At 73.0% G+C, this 18139-nt stretch carries 15 protein-coding genes and 1 pseudogene; 12 read left to right on the top strand and 4 right to left on the bottom strand.

Features of this window, described 5'->3' with window-relative positions; all coding sequences use genetic code 11:
* The 4 genes and pseudogenes from IH09_RS33205 to IH09_RS33190 all read left to right on the top strand — a co-directional run.
* A pseudogene (locus IH09_RS33205) lies at positions 1-563 on the top strand (flavodoxin-dependent (E)-4-hydroxy-3-methylbut-2-enyl-diphosphate synthase); the annotation flags it as partial.
* Positions 564-782: 219 nt separating this feature from the next.
* Positions 783-1628: a GNAT family N-acetyltransferase gene (locus IH09_RS33200; RefSeq protein ID WP_052861272.1), complete on the top strand. Its 846-nt coding sequence runs from the start codon at positions 783-785 to the stop codon at positions 1626-1628.
* 46 nt (positions 1629-1674) lie between these two features.
* Positions 1675-2211: a GNAT family N-acetyltransferase gene (locus IH09_RS33195; protein ID WP_052861271.1), complete on the top strand. Its 537-nt coding sequence runs from the start codon at positions 1675-1677 to the stop codon at positions 2209-2211.
* A 102-nt stretch (positions 2212-2313) separates the two neighbouring features.
* Entirely contained in the window at positions 2314-4023 is a 1710-nt protein-coding gene (locus tag IH09_RS33190) for a proline--tRNA ligase (RefSeq protein WP_052861270.1), read from the top strand.
* A gap of 64 nt (positions 4024-4087) precedes the next feature.
* Here the strand turns inward: IH09_RS33190 and IH09_RS33185 are convergent, their stop codons facing one another.
* The 3 genes from IH09_RS33185 to IH09_RS33175 form a co-directional block, all read right to left on the bottom strand.
* Positions 4088-4999, bottom strand: coding sequence for an aminoglycoside phosphotransferase family protein (locus IH09_RS33185; RefSeq protein WP_052861269.1), 912 nt, complete (start codon positions 4997-4999; stop codon positions 4088-4090).
* Positions 5000-5049: 50 nt separating this feature from the next.
* Positions 5050-5523, bottom strand: coding sequence for a ferritin-like domain-containing protein (locus IH09_RS33180; RefSeq protein ID WP_052861268.1), 474 nt, complete (start codon positions 5521-5523; stop codon positions 5050-5052).
* A gap of 68 nt (positions 5524-5591) precedes the next feature.
* The gene (locus IH09_RS33175) at positions 5592-6179 is read right to left on the bottom strand and encodes a hypothetical protein (protein WP_318279627.1); all 588 of its coding nucleotides are present in this window, start codon (positions 6177-6179) and stop codon (positions 5592-5594) included.
* A gap of 118 nt (positions 6180-6297) precedes the next feature.
* Between IH09_RS33175 and rimP the strand changes: the two genes are divergently transcribed.
* The 8 genes from rimP (at position 6298) to IH09_RS33135 (ending at position 14955) form a co-directional block, all read left to right on the top strand.
* Positions 6298-6831: a ribosome maturation factor RimP gene (rimP, locus tag IH09_RS33170; RefSeq protein ID WP_052861266.1), complete on the top strand. Its 534-nt coding sequence runs from the start codon at positions 6298-6300 to the stop codon at positions 6829-6831.
* Between the two features lie 2 nt (positions 6832-6833).
* Positions 6834-7823, top strand: coding sequence for a transcription termination factor NusA (nusA, locus tag IH09_RS33165; protein ID WP_052861265.1), 990 nt, complete (start codon positions 6834-6836; stop codon positions 7821-7823).
* Positions 7824-7949: 126 nt separating this feature from the next.
* Positions 7950-8228: a DUF448 domain-containing protein gene (locus tag IH09_RS33160; protein WP_110952748.1), complete on the top strand. Its 279-nt coding sequence runs from the start codon at positions 7950-7952 to the stop codon at positions 8226-8228.
* A 179-nt stretch (positions 8229-8407) separates the two neighbouring features.
* Positions 8408-11533: a translation initiation factor IF-2 gene (gene infB, locus IH09_RS38355; RefSeq protein ID WP_110952747.1), complete on the top strand. Its 3126-nt coding sequence runs from the start codon at positions 8408-8410 to the stop codon at positions 11531-11533.
* Positions 11534-11737: 204 nt separating this feature from the next.
* Positions 11738-12031, top strand: coding sequence for a DUF503 domain-containing protein (locus tag IH09_RS33150; protein ID WP_052861262.1), 294 nt, complete (start codon positions 11738-11740; stop codon positions 12029-12031).
* A gap of 67 nt (positions 12032-12098) precedes the next feature.
* Positions 12099-12548, top strand: a complete 450-nt coding sequence (rbfA, locus tag IH09_RS33145; RefSeq protein ID WP_052861261.1) for a 30S ribosome-binding factor RbfA — start codon at positions 12099-12101, stop codon at positions 12546-12548.
* Complete coding sequence (gene truB, locus IH09_RS33140; RefSeq protein WP_240150679.1) at positions 12545-13678, top strand: tRNA pseudouridine(55) synthase TruB; 1134 nt, start codon at positions 12545-12547, stop codon at positions 13676-13678. Before rbfA ends, truB begins: the two co-directional genes overlap by 4 nt.
* Before the next feature lie 320 nt (positions 13679-13998).
* Positions 13999-14955: a bifunctional riboflavin kinase/FAD synthetase gene (locus tag IH09_RS33135; protein ID WP_094792003.1), complete on the top strand. Its 957-nt coding sequence runs from the start codon at positions 13999-14001 to the stop codon at positions 14953-14955.
* Between the two features lie 133 nt (positions 14956-15088).
* Here IH09_RS33135 and IH09_RS33130 read toward each other — a convergent pair whose 3' ends face one another.
* Positions 15089-17917 carry an SCO5717 family growth-regulating ATPase gene (locus tag IH09_RS33130; protein WP_052861259.1) on the bottom strand — a complete coding sequence of 943 codons (2829 nt, stop codon included), beginning with the start codon at positions 17915-17917 and terminating at the stop codon, positions 15089-15091.
* Between the last annotated feature and the right edge of the window lie 222 nt (positions 17918-18139).

Below are 18139 nucleotides of genomic sequence, written 5' to 3'. Positions count from 1 at the left end.
CCGGCGGCTGCTCCAGAAGTACGGCAAGGCGACGCCGGAGGCGCTGGTGGAGTCGGCGCTGTGGGAGGCGTCGCTCTTCGAGGAGCACGGTTTCCGGGACATCAAGATCTCGGTCAAGCACAACGACCCGGTCGTGATGGTCAACGCCTACCGCCAGCTCGCCGCGCGCTGCGACTACCCCCTGCACCTGGGCGTCACCGAGGCCGGCCCCGCCTTCCAGGGCACCATCAAGTCCGCGGTGGCGTTCGGTGCGCTGCTGAGCGAGGGCATCGGTGACACGATCCGGGTCTCTGGAGGGCATGGAGGTGCCGCTGCGGGTCGCCGTGATGGGCTGTGTCGTCAATGGTCCCGGTGAGGCGCGGGAGGCCGATCTGGGTGTGGCGTCCGGCAACGGCAAGGGCCAGATCTTCGTCAAGGGCGAGGTCATCAAGACCGTCCCCGAGTCGAAGATCGTCGAGACCCTCATCGAAGAGGCCATGAAGATCGCCGAGCAGATGGAGAAGGACGGCGTGGCCTCCGGCGCCCCGGTCGTCACGGCCGCCGGCGAACCGGCCACCGTCTGAGCCGCTGACGCCCCGGCGCCGCCCCGCGCCCCCGAGCACCGCCGCCCCCACCCGGGCCGCGGGGCTCACGCGTACCGCGGCGCGCCTCACCACGCCCGCCACAGCCGCGGTGTGCGCCGTCACGCAGCGGGCCGGGTGCTCCCGCGCACGGAGAGGTAAAGTGCCAGGACCTGCTCCCGCCTGACCTCCCAGGCCCGCACCGGTGAGGCTTTCCGACACGTGCTGACGACCACCACCATCAAGGTCTTGGAGCCCGGGGAGCTCGACGAGGCCCTCGCGGTCCTGGACCGGGATCCGGTCGCCAACGCCTTCGTCGCCGCCCGCGTCCAGATCGCCGGGCTCGACCCCTGGCGGCTCGGCGGCGAGATGTGGGGCTGGTACGCCGACGGCCGGCTGCGGTCCCTGTGCTACGCCGGAGCCAACCTCGTCCCCGTCTGCGCCACCACCGAGGCCGTCCGCGGCTTCGCCGAGCGCGCCCGCCGCCAGGGCCGCCGCTGCTCCTCCATCGTCGGCCCGGCCGGCCCCACCGCCGCACTGTGGTCGCTGCTGGAACCCACCTGGGGCCCGGCCCGCGAGATCCGCGCCCACCAGCCCCTGATGGTCACCCGCACCCCGTCCACCGAGGTCGCGCCCGACCCGTACGTCCGGCGGATCCGCAAGGACGAGATGGACGTGATCATGCCCGCGTGCGTGGCCATGTTCACCGAAGAGGTCGGCATCTCGCCGCTGGCCGGCGACGGCGGACTCCTCTATCAGGCCAGGGTCGCCGAACTCGTCGGCGCCGGCCGGTCCTTCGCCCGCATCGAGGACGGCCGGGTCGTCTTCAAGGCCGAGATCGGCGCCGCCACCCAGCAGGCATGCCAGATCCAGGGCGTCTGGGTCGCCCCCGAACGCCGCGGTCAGGGCCTGTCGGAGACCGGTATGGCCGCCGTGCTGCGCTACGCCCTCAGCGACGTCGCCCCGATCGCCAGCCTCTACGTCAACGACTTCAACACCGCCGCCCGCGCCTCCTACCGCCGGGTGGGCTTCGAAGAGGTCGGCGCGTTCATGAGCGTGCTGTTCTGAGCCATCGGCGTACGGTCCCCGGCCGCCTCCTTGTACGCTCCCGACCATGGATGACGTCGCGGTCGGCCCCCTTGATCTCGTTGCCCGGGTGGATGACGCGCTCGCCGTCCAGGCGCTCGCCTTCGGCCTGACCGACGACGAGATCGCCGTCCGCCGGCACATCGTGCTGCGCCACCTCACCTGCCCCGGCGCCCGCGCCCTGGGCGCCACCACCCCGGCCGGCCGGCTCGTCGGCTTCGTCTACGGCATGCCCAACGACCGCGCCCACTGGTGGTCCACCGTCGTCGAGCCCTACCTGCACAGCGAGGGCCTGGACCACTGGCTCGACGACTCCTTCGTCATCACCGAACTGCACGTCCACCCCGCCCACCAGCAGCACGGCATCGGCCGGGCACTGATCACCCGCATCACCGACGAGGCCCGCGAACCCCGCAGCATCCTCTCCGCCGTCGACACCGAGAGCCCGGCCCGCGGGCTCTACCGCTCCTTGGGCTACCGCGACCTCGCCCGCCGGGTGCTCTTCCCCGGCGCCCCGACGCCGTACGCCGTCATGGGCGCGCCGCTGCCGCTCCGGCGCCCCTGAGCGCGCGCCGCCCGGCCGGTGCGGCGGAGAACGCATTTCCGTGCGCCACATCCCTGCGGCTAACCTCCAGGGAGTCACCTTTCTTACGCAGGAGAAACTCCCATGGCCCACGCCGCGCAGGTCCAGCGCATGTCCCGCTTGATGATCAAGACGTTGCGCGACGACCCGGCCGACGCCGAGACCGCCAGCCACAAGCTGCTCGTGCGCGCCGGATACGTCCGCCGTACCTCCGCCGGCATCTGGACCTGGCTGCCGCTGGGCAAGAAGGTCCTGGAGAACGTCTCCCGCGTCGTCCGCGAGGAGATGGACGCCATCGGCGGCCAGGAGGTCCTGCTCCCGGCGCTGCTGCCGCGGGAGCCCTACGAGACCAGCGGCCGCTGGGAGGAGTACGGCGACCTCCTCTTCCGCCTCAAGGACCGCAAGGGCGCCGACTACCTCCTCGGCCCCACGCACGAAGAGATCTTCACCCTCACGGTCAAGGACCAGTGCACGTCCTACAAGGACCTGCCGGTGATCCTCTACCAGATCCAGACCAAGTACCGCGACGAGGCCCGCCCCCGCTCCGGCGTGCTGCGCGGCCGCGAGTTCCAGATGAAGGACTCGTACAGCTTCGACACCACCGACGAGGGTCTGGCCGAGTCCTACGCGCTGCACCGCGAGGCGTACACCAAGATCTTCGAGCGGCTCGGCCTGGACTACCGCATCGTCTCCGCCGTCTCCGGCGCGATGGGCGGCTCCGCCTCCGAGGAGTTCCTGGCCCCGGCCGCGGCCGGTGAGGACACCTTCGTGGACTGCCCGGCCTGCGACTACGCCGCCAACACCGAGGCCGTCACGGTCAAGGTCGCCGCGGCCGACGGCTCGGCGCACGGCCCCGTGGAGGAGCTGGACACCCCCGACACCCCGACCATCGAGACGCTCGCCGCGCACCTGGGCGTCCCGGCCTCCGCCACGCTCAAGAACCTCCTGGTCAAGGTCGACGGTGAGATCGTCGCGGTCGGTGTCCCCGGCGACCGCGAGGTGGACCTCGGCAAGCTCGGCGAGCACCTCGCACCGGCCACCGTCGAACTGGTCACCGCCGACGACTTCACCGACCGCCCCGACCTGGTCCGCGGCTACGTCGGTCCGCAGGGCCTGGCCGGCAAGTCCTTCCGCTACCTCGCCGACCCGCGCATCGCCCCCGGCACCTCCTGGATCACCGGCGCCAACAAGCCCGGTACGCACGCGAGGAACGTCGTGTGCGGCCGCGACTTCGAGGTCGACGAGTACTTCGACGTGGTCGTCGTCGAGCCCGGCGACCCCTGCCCGAACTGCGGCGCCGGACTGCGCATCGACCGCGCCATCGAGATCGGCCACATCTTCCAGCTGGGCCGCAAGTACGCGGACGCCTTCGGACTGGACGTGCTGGGCCAGAACGGCAAGCCCGCCCGGGTCACCATGGGCTCGTACGGCATCGGCGTCTCCCGCGCGGTGGCCGCCCTCGCCGAGCAGACCCACGACGAGTCCGGCCTGTGCTGGCCCCGGGAGGTCGCCCCGGCCGACGTCCATGTCGTCGCCGCCGGCAAGGCCAAGCAGACCGAGCTCGCCCTGGAGATCGGCGAGCGGCTCGGCGCCGCGGGCCTGCGGGTCCTCGTCGACGACCGGGCCGGTGTCTCGCCCGGTGTGAAGTTCACCGACGCCGAACTGATCGGCGTCCCGACGATCGTGGTCGCCGGCCGCCGCGCCGCCGAGGGCGTCGTCGAGGTCAAGGACCGCCGCACCGGCGAGCGCGAGGAGCTGACGGTCGAGGAGGCCGTCGCCCGCCTCGGCGCGTAACCCCCGCATCCGGGCCGGCCGGGGTGGACAACCACCCCGGCCGGCCCGTTCGCGTGCCCGCCCGCTACAGCCAGGTGGCGAACTCCAGCAGCAGTTCGCCGTGGCGGCGGTCACCGGCCGCGGATTCGCGGACGCCCGCGGCGACCGCGAGGTACAGCGTCCAGGCCCGCAGCCGGTCCCGTTCGACCTCCAGGGAGTCGGCCAGCCTGGCCACCCTGCGGCGGGCCGTGGCCGCCCCGCCGGAGCCGGCCACCAGGTCCTCGAAGCGGTCCAGTACGAGGCCCGCCAGGTCGTACGCCCGCTCGCCGACCACCGGCGCCGGGCCGACCGCCAGCCACGGCACCCGCTCACCGGCCAGCACCTTGCCCTGCCGGAACGCGCCGTGCAGCAGCACCTGCTCCGTACTGCCGGCCGGCAGCGCCCGGCGCAGCTCCAGCGCCTCGTCCACCAGCGGCCCGGCGGCCGGGACCAGCGCCCCGGTGGTTTCGAGCGCCGCCACCGCTTCCTCGGTGCGGCCGGCCAGCGTCTCGAAGGGATGCCCCTCGGCCGGTGCCACCCACAGCCGGCGCACCGTCCCGGCCGCCTCCAGCAGCGCCTTGGCCTCCGGCAGCGAGCGCAGCGACACCGCGCCGTGCAGCCGCTCCAGCAGCAGCGCGCCACCGGTCTCGTCGGACCGCAGCAGCCGCACCGCGCCCCAGCCGTCCCACGCCGCCAGCGCCGCACCCTCCCGCGCGGACGCCTGCCCCGGCACCGGGAACTTCAGCGCGGCGGGCGTCCCGTCCTGCTGCCGTACGAGCGCGACGAGACTGCCGCGGCCACCGGGCGCCTGCACCCGTTCCAGCGTCAGATCCCAGGCGTCCAGCCGCTGCTGAACCACTGTCGGCAGCGCCGCCAGCCACTTCCGTACGGGGCTGTCCGGATCGCCGCTCAGTGCGCTCACCAACCGTTGCGGCGGTTCGACGGGTGCCGTTGACATGCTGGAACTGTCCTTTTCCTGGAAGCGGTGGCCGCGGGGCGGCCGGTCGGTCAGAGCGCGTTCGCGGCGGCGCCCGCCGGGGCCCGCTCGGCGAGCCCGGGGAAGGCTACGCCGCTGCCCCGCCAGCGCACGGCCCGCACCGCCGCCTCGCGCAGCGCGGCCGCCGCCTCGGCCCGCCGCGCCGCGCCACCGGCCCGTACGAGGTCCGCGTAGACGCCCGCCAGCCGGTCCTCCAGCTCCGCGGCCAGCCGGACCGCGGCGGCGGTGTCCGGCACCGGGAAGGGCAGCGCGTAGGCGGCGGCCGCCGCCTGCGGCCGCCCGCCGAGGTCGCGCACCGTACGGTGCAGCGCGTCCCGGCGCGCGCGGTGCGCGTCGTACGCCGTCTGCGCCTCCTTGCGGCGGTCGGCGGCGATCCGGCCGCCGACCACGCCGTAGCCGTACACCGCGGCGTGCTCGGCGGCCAGCGCCGCCTGCACGGCCGCCAGTTCCGCGCCGCGGTCCTCGGCACCGGTTGTCCCGGTCATTCGTGGCTACGCCCTTTCCCTGGTCGGTCCCCGGCCGCGGTACGCACCCGGAGGGCTGCCCGCCGCCGTCACGCCTCGGCCGCTGTCAGCAGATACGCGTGGGCCGCGCCGGCCGCCGCCACCGAGGCGAGCAGCCGGGCCAGCTCCGGCGGCGCGGCGGTCAGCGCCTTGGTGCGGGTGTCGGCGAGCCGCCGCTCCGCGTCGGCGAGCGCCGACCGCGCGGCCTTCTCGTCCTGGGGCACCGCGGCCCCGGCCGGCGGGGCGGCGGTGTGCGCGGGGCCGGGCGCGGGCGTCTTGGTGCCGGGGGCCGGGGTGCCGGACGGCGTGCCGCCGGGGGCGGGTGTCCCGGACCGGTCGCCGAACGCCTCGGCGTGCCGGGCGACTTCGGTGCGCAGCGGCCGCAGCCGCGCGGCCAGCGCCGGGTGCGCGGCCAGTGTCGCGTCGTAGCGGGCCAGCAGCGCCGTGCTGTCGCGCGCGGCGCCCGTGCGCAGCCGGTCGGCGGCGGAGGGGTCCGCCGGACGGTCCCGTTCCGGCTCCCCGGAGCAGCCCGCGAGCAGGGCCGCGCCCCCGAGGGCGGCGCCGGCCAGCAGGGTCCTTCTACGCGTGAGCGCCTGGTTCGGCACGTTCCACTTCCCGGGGTCTTCCGTAGTGATCACCGCAGGCGAGCGTAGCCGTGACCGCTCACCGAATCGTCAGTACCCCGCCGGTACCGATAGGCTTTGACCCGACACGCGACCTTCCCACAACAGCACACGCGGCCGAGGAGTCACCCGGATGAGCACCACCCAGAGCGAGAGGCTGCGCGGATTGCTTGAACCGCTCGTCGCCGCGCGAGACCTGGATCTGGAAGAGATCGAGGTGACCCCCGCGGGCAAGCGGCGAGTGCTGAGGATCGTGGTCGACTCCGACGAGGGCGTCCAGCTGGACGACTGCGCCGCGCTGAGCCGCGAGGCATCGCAGGTCCTGGACGACTCCGACGCGATGGGCGGCGCCCCGTACACCCTTGAGGTGACCTCCCCGGGCGCCGACCGGCCGCTGACCGAGCTGCGGCACTACCGCCGCGCCGTCGGCCGCCTCATCAAGGCCCGGCTCCACGAGGGCGACGAGCTGATCGCCCGGATCACCGCCGTCGACGACGCGGGTCTGGACGTCGAGGTACCGGGTGTGAAGGGCCGCAAGCCGACCACCCGCCGGGTCGCGTTCGACGAGATCGCCAAGGCGCGGGTCGAGCTGGAGTTCAACCGCAAGTCCGACAAGCGTGACGCGCAGCACGAAGAGAAGATCGACGAGAACCAGGAGGAGGCGTAGCCGTGGACATCGACATGAGTGCCCTGCGGGGTTTGGTGCGGGAGAAGGAGATCTCGTTCGACCTGCTGGTCGAGGCGATCGAGTCGGCCCTCCTCATCGCTTACCACCGCACCGAAGGCAGCCGCCGGCGGGCGCGGGTGGAGCTGGAGCGCAACACCGGCCATGTGACGGTGTGGGCGAAGGAAGACCCGGAAGACCTGGAAGAGGGCGCCGAGCCCCGCGAGTTCGACGACACCCCCTCGGGCTTCGGCCGGATCGCGGCGACCACCGCCAAGCAGGTCATCCTGCAGCGGCTGCGGGACGCCGAGGACGAGATGACCTTCGGCGAGTACGCCGGACGCGAGGGCGATGTCGTCACCGGTCTCGTCCAGCAGGGCAAGGACCCCAAGAACGTGCTGGTCGACATCGGCCGGCTGGAGGCCATCCTGCCCGTGCAGGAGCAGGTCCCCGGTGAGGAGTACACGCACGGCACGCGACTGCGTACGTACGTGGTCCGGGTGGCGAAGGGCGTCCGCGGTCCGTCCGTGACGCTCTCGCGCACCCACCCCAACCTGGTGAAGAAGCTCTTCGCCATGGAGGTACCGGAGATCGCGGACGGCTCGGTGGAGATCTCCGCCATCGCCCGCGAGGCCGGTCACCGCACCAAGATCGCCGTACGGTCCACCCGCTCGGGCCTGAACGCCAAGGGTGCCTGCATCGGCCCGATGGGCGGCCGGGTGCGCGCCGTGATGGCCGAGCTGCACGGCGAGAAGATCGACATCGTGGACTGGTCGGACGACCCGGCCGAGCTGGTGGCCAACGCGCTGTCGCCGGCCCGGGTCAGCAGGGTCGAGGTCGTGGACCTGGCGGCACGCTCCGCCCGGGTCACCGTCCCCGACTACCAGCTGTCGCTGGCCATCGGCAAGGAAGGGCAGAACGCCCGGCTCGCCGCCCGGCTCACGGGCTGGCGGATCGACATCCGTCCGGACACCGAGCAGGCACCGCAGGACTGAATCCGCCGGCTCCGCCGCGGCCCGCCGAAAAGAAGTGGTGCCGCGGCGGTCGACCGGGAATTCTGAGCAGCCGTTCGGCCCTTACCCCATCGGGGTGAGGCCGGCACGGGGAGGTAGACTTAAGAAGTGTCTGGTCGGACGCATTCCCGCGCATGCCCTGAGCGCACCTGTGTGGGGTGCCGGGAGCGAGCGGCCAAGAGCGATCTGCTGCGGATCGTGATGATCGAGGGTGAGTGTGCCCCCGATCCTCGCGGTACGCTGCCCGGCCGGGGTGCTCATGTGCATCCCACACCGGCCTGTCTCGACCTGGCGGTCCGCCGCCGGGCGTTCCCCCGGGCCTTCCGGGACCAGGGACCGTTCGACACGACGGAACTGCGTCGGTCCATCGAGCGGGACGGGCGTTGAGCAGCCGCAACTGCACCAAGGCACAGCACGAAACGCACAGCGCACGGAGAACCGTGCGGTCAGGTACCTCGCGAGTCGGAAGTAGGTCGAGATTGCGATGAGCACTCGATGAGTACGCGATGAGTACGCCCATGAAGTAGCGACGGTCCGGTGGACAACCCGGACCTAGAAGGAGCGAAGTGGCTAAGGTCCGGGTATACGAACTCGCCAAGGAGTTCGGCGTGGAGAGCAAGGTCGTCATGGCCAAGCTCCAAGAGCTTGGTGAATTCGTCCGTTCGGCGTCCTCGACGATCGAGGCGCCGGTTGTTCGCAAGCTGACCGATGCTTTCCAGGCAGGCAGTGGCGGCGGCCGCGCCGCCGGCAAGCCCGCGGCGCCGCGCAAGGCGGCCCCCGCGAAGCCGTCCCCGTCCGTCTCTCCGGCGCAGGCGGCACGTCCGGCTGCTCCGAAGCCGGGCGCCCCCAAGCCGGGCCCCGCGGCACCCGCCCCGGCGGCCCCTGTGGCCCCGGCCCCGGTGACCCCTGCGGCTCCCGTGGCCCCGGCGGCCCCGGTGGCCCCCAAGAGCACCCCCGCGGCCGGCCCGACCCCGGGTCCGCGCCCCGCGCCCGCCCCGAAGGCGGCCGCACCCAAGCCCGCTCCGGCCGCCCCCGCGCAGCCCGAGTTCCAGGCTCCGCCGTCCGCGCCGGCGGCTCCCGCCGGCCCGTCGGCGCCCCGTTCCGGTGCCACTCCCGGCCCGCGTCCGGCCCGTCCGGCGCCCGCACAGGGCCGTGGCAACGCGCCGCGTCCCGGCGGTGACCGCCAGGGCGGCCGTCCGGGCGGTGCCCGTCCGTCGGGTCCGCGTCCGGGCAACAACCCCTTCACCTCGGGTGGCTCCACCGGTATGGCCCGCCCGCAGGCACCCCGTCCCGGTGGCGCCCCGCGCCCCGGCGGTCAGGGCGGCCCCGGCGGCCCGCGTCCGCAGGGCGCAGGCCAGGGTGGCGCCCCGCGTCCCCAGGGCCAGGGCGGCGCCCGTCCGACTCCGGGCGGTATGCCCCGTCCGCAGGGCGGCGCTCCCGGTGCCGGTGGCGCGCCGCGCCCCGGCGGCGGTAACCGTCCGAACCCGGGCATGATGCCGCAGCGTCCGGCTGCCGGCCCGCGTCCCGGCCCCGGTGGCGGCGGTCGCGGTCCCGGCGGTGCCGGTCGTCCCGGTGGCGGCGGCGGTCGTCCCGGCGGCGGTGGCGGCTTCGCCGGCCGTCCCGGTGGTGGCGGCGGCGGTCGTCCGGGTGGCGGCGGCGGTTTCGCCGGTCGTCCCGGTGGCGGCGGCGCCCCCGGTGGTGGCGGCGGCTTCGGCGGCCGTCCCGGCTTCGCCGGCCGTCCCGGCGGCCCCGGTGGCCGTGGTGGCACACAGGGTGCGTTCGGCCGTCCCGGCGGTCCGGCGCGTCGTGGCCGCAAGTCGAAGCGGCAGAGGCGCCAGGAGTACGAGGCCATGCAGGCCCCGTCGGTGGGCGGCATCATGCTGCCGCGCGGCAACGGTGCGACGGTTCGCCTGTCGCGCGGTGCCTCGCTGACGGACTTCGCCGAGAAGATCAACGCCAACCCGGCGTCGCTCGTCCAGGTCATGCTGAACCTGGGAGAGATGGTCACCGCGACGCAGTCGGTCTCCGACGAGACCCTCCAGCTGCTCGCCGACGAGATGAACTACGTCGTCGAGATCGTCAGCCCGGAGGAGGAGGACCGCGAGCTCCTGGAGTCCTTCGACATCGACTTCGGCGAGAACGAGGGCGGCGAGGAGATGCTCGTCGCGCGTCCGCCGGTGGTGACCGTCATGGGTCACGTCGACCACGGTAAGACGCGCCTGCTGGACGCGATCCGCAAGACGAACGTCATCGCGGGCGAGGCCGGCGGCATCACCCAGCACATCGGTGCCTACCAGGTCGCGACCGAGGTCAACGACGAAGAGCGCCGGATCACCTTCATCGACACCCCCGGTCACGAGGCGTTCACCGCCATGCGTGCCCGTGGTGCCAAGTCGACCGACATCGCGATCCTCGTGGTGGCGGCCAACGACGGCGTCATGCCGCAGACGATCGAGGCGCTCAACCACGCCAAGGCGGCCGATGTGCCGATCGTGGTCGCGGTCAACAAGATCGACGTCGAGGGCGCCGACCCGACCAAGGTGCGCGGTCAGCTCACCGAGTTCGGTCTGGTGGCCGAGGAGTACGGCGGCGACACCATGTTCGTCGACATCTCCGCCCGCGAGGGCCTGCACATCGACCAGCTGCTGGAGGCCGTGGTCCTGACCGCGGACGCCTCGCTCGACCTGCGCGCCAACGCGGAGCAGGACGCGCAGGGCATCGCGATCGAGGCTCACCTCGACCGCGGCCGCGGCGCCGTGGCGACCGTCCTGGTCCAGCGCGGCACGCTGCGGGTCGGCGAGACGATGGTCGTCGGCGACGCGTACGGCCGCGTCCGGGCGATGCTCGACGACAAGGGCAACAACGTCGAGGAAGCGGGTCCCTCGACCCCCGTCCTGGTCCTGGGTCTGACCAACGTCCCGGGCGCCGGCGACAACTTCCTGGTGGTCGACGAGGACCGTACGGCCCGTCAGATCGCCGAGAAGCGCGCGGCGCGCGAGCGCAACGCCGCGTTCGCCAAGCGCACCCGCCGGGTGTCCCTCGAGGACCTCGACAAGGTGCTCAAGGCGGGCGAGGTGCAGCAGCTCAACCTCATCATCAAGGGCGACGCGTCCGGTTCGGTGGAGGCGCTGGAGTCCTCGCTGCTCCAGCTCGACGTCGGCGAAGAGGTCGACATCCGGGTGCTGCACCGCGGCGTCGGTGCGGTCACGGAGTCCGACATCAACCTGGCGTCCGGCTCCGACGCGATCGTCATCGGCTTCAACGTGCGCGCCGAAGGCCGTGCCACGCAGATGGCCGACCGCGAGGGCGTCGACGTCCGGTACTACTCGGTCATCTACCAGGCGATCGAGGAGATCGAGGCGGCCCTCAAGGGCATGCTCAAGCCGGAGTACGAGGAGGTCGAGCTCGGTACGGCCGAGATCCGCGAGGTCTTCCGCTCGTCCAAGCTCGGCAACATCGCCGGTGTGCTCATCCGCTCCGGCGAGGTCAAGCGCAACACCAAGGCGCGCCTCATCCGCGACGGCAAGGTCGTGGCGGAGGACCTCAACATCCAGGGTCTGCGCCGCTTCAAGGACGACGTCACCGAGATCCGCGAAGGCTTCGAGGGCGGTATCAACCTCGGAAACTTCAACGACATCAAGATCGACGACGTCATCGCGACGTACGAGATGCGCGAGAAGCCGCGCGGCTGATCGCGTGCGGGCAACAGCCCGTCCGGAGCCCGGTCCACCGGAGACGGTGGCCGGGTGACGGGCGGACTACCGGGGCCGGTCGGCGGAGGGATATTTCCGTCGATCGGCCCCGGCCGTTGCGTGTACGGTTCATAGGACTCGTACACCCCCAGCTACCGCTGGGCGGTGACCCCAGGGCCCCACGGGTGGCTTGACCCGTCTTGCATGTATGTAGGGACACTCTCCTTTGACTTGCTTCTCGGCGACATACGGTCGCTGAAGGAGAAGCGTTCCGTCATCCGGCCGATCGTCGCCGAGCTGCACCGCAAGTACGCGGTGAGCGTCGCGGAGGTCGGGGACCAGGATCTGCACCGCCGGGCCACGATCGGCCTGGCGGTGGTCTCCGGAGACACGGGACATCTCACCGACGTCATGGACCGCTGCGAGCGCCTGGTCGCCGCACGGCCCGAGGTGGAGCTGCTGTCGGTACGGCGGCGGCTGCACGGCGACGACGACTGACCAGGAACACCAGGCGATCCGTCGCCGGTGGAAGCACAATTGTGGAAGACAAGAAGGAGACGGACCAGTGGCCGACAATGCGCGGGCGAAGAAGCTGGCGGACCTCATCCGGGAGGTGGTCGCCCAGAAGCTGCAGCGTGGCATCAAGGACCCGCGGCTCGGCACGCACGTGACCATCACGGACACCCGGGTCACCGGCGACCTGCGGGAGGCGACGGTCTTCTACACGGTCTACGGCGACGACGAGGAGCGCGCCAGCGCGGCCGCCGGGCTGGAGAGCGCCAAGGGCGTCCTGCGGTCCGCGGTCGGGGCGGCGGCGGGCACGAAGTTCACGCCGACCCTGGCCTTCGTGGCGGACGCGCTGCCGGAGAACGCCAAGACGATCGAGGACCTGCTCGACAAGGCACGGGCCTCGGACGCCAAGGTGCGCGAGGTGTCCTCGGGCGCCGCGTACGCCGGTGAGGCCGACCCGTACCGCAAGCCGGGCGAGGACGACGAGGGCGCAGCCGCAGAATGAAGCATGAGCACACCAGCGAGCGGGCCGCGGCGCCCGCCGGTGGCGACAGCACGGTGCCCGTCCCGGCGGTGGCCGGCGGCGGGACCGGGCGGCGGAAGAACACCGGGCAGCGGCGCGGGGGGAACGGCACCAAGCGCGTGGAGGCGAGCGGTGCGAAGCACGCGGCGCCGGACGGTCTGGTGATCGTCGACAAACCGGCCGGCTTCACCTCGCACGACGTCGTGGCGAAGATGCGCGGGATGGCCCGCACCCGCCGGGTCGGCCATGCCGGCACCCTGGACCCGATGGCGACCGGCGTGCTCGTCCTGGGCATCGAGCGGGCCACCAAGCTGCTCGGCCACCTCGCGCTGACGGAGAAGGAGTACGTCGGCACGATCCGGCTCGGCCAGACGACGGTCACCGACGACGCCGAGGGCGAGATCACCGCGTCGAAGGCGGCGCACGGCATCGCGCGCGAGGACATCGACGCGGGGATCGCAGGACTGTCCGGCGCGATCATGCAGATCCCGTCGAAGGTCAGCGCCATCAAGATCGACGGCAAGCGGTCGTACTCGCGGGTCCGCGACGGCGAGGACGTCGAGATCCCGGCCCGCCCGGTCACCGTCTCCTCGTTCGTGCTGCACTCCGCGCACGAGACGGAGGCGGCGGACGGCACCCCGGTGACCGATCTGCTGGTCTCCGTCGAGTGCTCGTCGGGGACGTACATCCGCGCCCTCGCCCGTGACCTGGGCGAGGGGCTCGGGGTCGGCGGCCATCTGACCGCTCTGCGGCGCACCCGGGTCGGCCCGTACAAGCTGGACCGGGCACGCACCCTCGAACAGCTCCAGGCCGCGGTGAACGGCGGTGAGGGCGCCGAGGGCACGGGGCTGCCGGTCATGCCGATCGGCGACGCGGCCGCCGCGGCGTTCGTCCGCTGGGACGTCACGCAGGCGCAGGCACGGCTGCTGGCCAACGGCGTGCGGATCGCCATGCCGCTGTTCGACGGCACTGACGGTTCCGACGATGCCGAGGGTGCCGGCACCGGGGGACGGGTGGGCGGACCGGTAGCGGTGTTCGGGCCGGACGGGACGTTCCTGGCGCTGGTGGAGAACCAGGGCGGGAAGGCCAAGAGCCTGGCCGTGTTCGTCTGAGCGGTGCTCGTGCGCACGGTGTCCGTGGGTACGGGCCGGCCGCCGGGTGACCGGTCCGACGGCCGGGACGGATAGGGGTGGCCGGGTCCGGGGCGAGGTTTCGCCCGGGGCCCGGCCCTCGTCGTTCCGGGCCCGGCCGGGCACCCGGGAGCCGCGGCCGGAGGGTCGTGGCGGGCCCGCCCGCCCCCGCGGATGCCCCGCGCTACGGGAGCGAAGCGACCCTTCGCGCGAAGCTCCCGCCCCGGCATGGCAGTCTTAGACCTGCGTCATGCCGAATTGGCGCAGTGGACGGACAAGTGATCGGGCGAGGAGCGGGCACAGTGCAGCGCTGGCGTGGCTTGGAGGACATCCCCGAGGGCTGGGGACGCAGCGTCGTCACCATCGGCTCGTACGACGGTGTGCACCGCGGCCACCAATTGATCATCGGTAAGGCGGTGGCACGCGCCCGCGAGCTGGGCATCCCCGCGGTGGTCGTCACCTTCGACCCGCACCCGAGCGAGGTCGTACGCCCCGGCACCCATCCGCCGTTGCTCGCGCCGCACCACCGGCGGGCCGAGCTGATGGCCGGGCTGGGCGTGGACGCCGTGCTCGTCCTGCCGTTCACCAAGGAGTTCTCGCAGCTGGCGCCGGCCGACTTCGTGGCCAAGGTGCTGGTCGACAAGTTGCACGCGCGGGTCGTCGTCGAAGGACCCAATTTCCGCTTCGGGCACAAGGCGAGCGGCAATGTCGCCACGCTCGCCGAGCTCGGCGCCACCTACGACTACACCGTGGAGGTCATCGACCTCTACGAACGCGGGACGGCGGGCGGCGGCGAGCCGTTCTCCTCCACGCTCACCCGACGGCTGGTCGCCGACGGTGACGTGGCCGGTGCGATGGAGGTCCTGGGGCGCCCGCACCGGGTGGAGGGCGTGGTCGTACGCGGTGCGCAGCGCGGCCGCGAAATGGGCTTCCCGACGGCCAACCTGGAGACCCTGCCGCACACCGCGATCCCGGCCGACGGCGTGTACGCGGGCCTGCTGCACGTCGAGGGCGAGGCGATGCCGGCGGCCATCTCGGTCGGCACCAATCCGCAGTTCGACGGGAAGACCCGCACGGTCGAGGCGTACGCCATCGACCGGGTCGGCCTGGAGCTGTACGGCCTGCACGTCGCCGTGGACTTCCTCGCCTACATCCGGGGCATGGAGAAGTTCGACACGCTCGACGCCCTGCTGGAGCGGATGGCGATCGATGTGAAGCAGGCCCGGGGACTGATCGCCGCGGCGGCGCCGGCGGACTGACCCGCGCGGTCCATGGCGTACGCGCCCGTGACGGCACGGGAGTTGACACCTGACAAGGGGGCGGGGCCCGGCACCGATGTGCCGGGCCCCGCCCCCTTGTACCGTCCCGCGGCCCGTCCCCGCCGCGCCGTCCTCACTGAGGCGGCGGCTGCTGCCAGCCCGGCTGGAATCCGGGCTGCTCGGGGTGGACCGGTCCCTCCGGGCCGGGCTGCTGCCAGTGGGCCGGCGGCTGGGCGGGCGGCGGGGCGGTCCAGCCGCCCTGCTGCGGCGGGTAGCCGGCCGGTGGCGGACCCTGGTGGCCCTGCTGCGGATACTGCTGCTGCTGCGCGTACGGGTCACCGGCCATCGGCGGGGCCATCTGCTGCGGGGCGTTGGGGTCCGACCAGCCGCCCGGCGCCTGCTGCGCCCGCGTGAAGTCCTCGGCCACCAGGGCGGACAGCTGGAAATACGCCTCGCGGGTCTTGGGCCGCATCATGTCGAGATCGACCTCGGCACCGGCGGCGAGATGCTCGTCGAAGGGGACGACGACCACACCGCGGCAGCGCGTCTCGAAGTGCGACACGATGTCGTCGATCTTGATCATCTTGCCGGTCTCGCGGACCCCGGAGATGACCGTGATACCGCGCTGCACCAAGTCGGCGTAGCCGTGCGCGGAGAGCCAGTCCAGGGTGGTGCTGGCGCTGCTCGCACCGTCCACGGACGGGGTGGAGATGATGATCAGCTGGTCGGCGAGGTCGAGGACGCCGCGCATCGCGCTGTAGAGGAGTCCGGTGCCCGAGTCGGTGAGGATGATCGGGTACTGCTTGCCGAGGACGTCGATCGCCCGCCGGTAGTCCTCGTCGTTGAAGGTCGTGGACACCGCGGGGTCCACGTCGTTGGCGAGGATCTCCAGGCCGGAGGGGGCCTGGGAGGTGAACCGGCGGATGTCCATGTAGCTGTGCAGATGCGGGATCGCGTGCACCAGGTCACGGATCGTCGCACCGGTCTCGCGGCGCACCCGGCGGCCGAGGGTGCCGGCGTCCGGGTTCGCGTCGATCGCCAGGATCTTGTCCTGCCGCTCGGAGGCGAGCGTCGAGCCCAGCGCCGTGGTCGTCGTGGTCTTGCCGACGCCGCCCTTGAGGCTGATCACCGCGATCCGGTAGCAGGAGAGCACCGGGGTCCGGATGAGTTCCAGCTTGCGCTGGCGCTCCATCTCCTCCTTCTTCGCCCCGAGCTTGAACCGCGACGGCTGGGCGTTGGCACCCGGCTTCTTCTTCTTGGGCTGATTGCGCAGCAGCCGGTCGGAGGTCAGCTCGACTGCGGCGCTGTAGCCGAGCGGCGCGCCGGGAGCGGCCCGCTGCTGCGGCTGCTGCTGGCCCGGCTGCGAATACGACGCGTAGTTCGCCGCCGCGTTCTGGCCGCCGAACTGCTGCCCGGGGAGCGGCTGGTGCGCTGCCTGCGGGGACTGCGGAAACTGCTGGGCCTGCTGGGCTTGTTCCGCTGCGTGTGCCTGCTGGGCCTGGGCCGCTTGTTGAGCCTGCTGGGCCTGCTGGGCCTGCTGAGCCTGTTGGGCTTGCTGTGCCTGGTAGGCCGCCTGCTGCTGGTCGTAACCGGGGTACTGGCCCTGCTGCGGGTGAGGCTGCTGGCCCTGCGGTGGCTGCTGCGGGTACCCCTGGGCATCGGACTGCGGGTACCCCTGGGTGCCGGTCTGCGGATAGCCGTAACCGGACTGCTGCGCGGGCAGGTTGGGGTCGTACGGCTGCTGCGGCGGCCCCTGCTGGGGGTAGCCGTACGCGGGCTGCGGATAGCCGTACCCCGGCTGCTGCTGCGGGTAGCCGCCCTGCTGCGGCGGTACCTGCGGGGGCGGGCCCTGCGGATAGCCGGCCTGCGGGTGCTGCGGCGCCTGCGGCGGCGGGCCCTGCGGCTGTCCGTACTGCTGCGGGGGCGGTCCGCCCTGGACCGGGAACTGACCCGGTGCCTGGCCCTGGGCCAGCCGCGGGTCCGCCGGCTGGAACTCCGGCGGCAGCGGCGGCAGCGGGCCCGCCGCGGGCACACCCTGCGGGGGTACGGCCTGCGGGGGTACGCCTCGCGGGTCCTCGGCGGCACCCCAGGGTGCTCCCTGCTGCGGAATGCCGTGTGACGGCACACCCTCGTGAGGAGCGCCTTCGTGCGGAGCGCCTTCGTGGGGTACGCCCTGCGGAGGCGCGCTCTGCTGCGGAACACCCTGCTGCGGAAAGCCCTGTGGTGGCGCGTCCTGAGCGGGCGGCGCATCCTGCGGCGGCTGCGGCCGGTCCTGTGCGGGCGGCTCGGCGCCCTCGGCGGCCGGCGCGGTGGGCTCGGGCGCCGAGGGCGCGGGGGCGGGCGCGGCGGCCGGAGTCCGGACCTCCGCGGGGGAATCGGATGCGGCTGCGGCCATCGGCTGCGGCGCCGGTGCGGCAGGGGCCGTGACCTCCGGCTCGGGGGTCGTCGCCGCGGTCTCCGGCTCGTCGTCGTCCCAGAGAGCAGCCGACGGGTCGACGCCACTGCCCGTGCGCACATTGCCGGACCCGGACCCGGGCGCGGGCCGGGGCCCGGACTCGGCCCCGGAGGGCGTGCCGGCGTCCGCGGTCGCCGGTGCGCCCGGCGCCTCGCCGGTGGCGCCGGCGGGCCGCAGTGTGGGGAACCCGGGCGGCGGGGTCGCCGCGGCGGCGGCCGGACCGGGCGCGCCCGGCGGGACGCCCTGTGCGGGCACCGACAACGGCAGGCCCGTCGGCGGCGGGGGAGTGGTCCCGCCCGGCGGTGTGCCCCCGGGCGGGGTGGCGGGTGAAGACGCAGGAGGAGGCGTGGGAGAGGCCGGGGCACCCGCCCCGCCTCCGCTGGTGTCGTTGCTCGCGTACCAGGCCGGAGCGGCAAAATCGATCTTGAACTCACCGGTCAGTTCGAACTCGGACTGGTCGTCGTCAGGATCGTTCCCGTCCGGACGGAAAGCCTCCTGCTCTTTCACTGTGCCTCCTGGTGTACGGCAACGCACCTGAACGGCAGGACCGGATACAGGCGGATCGATCGGATGTGGCGGAAGTCGGAACACACCACCCGGGGTTGCGCCAACACTAACTTTCTCCGTCCCCGTATCGGCTGCCGTCCGATGTGCTCCGGCGGCTGTGCATACAGCCTAATCAAGAGTCGGCCCGGAGCGGCAGTCGCTGTCATGTTGTCATCAAGCCCC

It is taken from the genome of Streptomyces celluloflavus (assembly GCA_000720995.1).
Classification (GTDB): domain Bacteria; phylum Actinomycetota; class Actinomycetes; order Streptomycetales; family Streptomycetaceae; genus Streptomyces; species Streptomyces celluloflavus.
Note: the sequence above shows the minus strand (reverse complement) of the source record. Positions and strands in the feature narration are given on the sequence as shown.

Bases quoted from the DNA above. Each gene is read 5' to 3' on its own strand.
- truB (WP_240150679.1), top strand. From the start codon at position 12,545: ATGAAGCATGAGCACACCAGCGAGCGGGCCGCGGCGCCCGCCGGTGGC.
- IH09_RS33190 (WP_052861270.1), top strand. From the start codon at position 2,314: ATGGCCCACGCCGCGCAGGTCCAGCGCATGTCCCGCTTGATGATCAAG.
- rimP (WP_052861266.1), top strand. From the start codon at position 6,298: ATGAGCACCACCCAGAGCGAGAGGCTGCGCGGATTGCTTGAACCGCTC.
- IH09_RS33150 (WP_052861262.1), top strand. From the start codon at position 11,738: ATGTATGTAGGGACACTCTCCTTTGACTTGCTTCTCGGCGACATACGG.
- IH09_RS33185 (WP_052861269.1), bottom strand. From the start codon at position 4,999: ATGTCAACGGCACCCGTCGAACCGCCGCAACGGTTGGTGAGCGCACTG.
- IH09_RS33180 (WP_052861268.1), bottom strand. From the start codon at position 5,523: ATGACCGGGACAACCGGTGCCGAGGACCGCGGCGCGGAACTGGCGGCC.
- IH09_RS33195 (WP_052861271.1), top strand. From the start codon at position 1,675: ATGGATGACGTCGCGGTCGGCCCCCTTGATCTCGTTGCCCGGGTGGAT.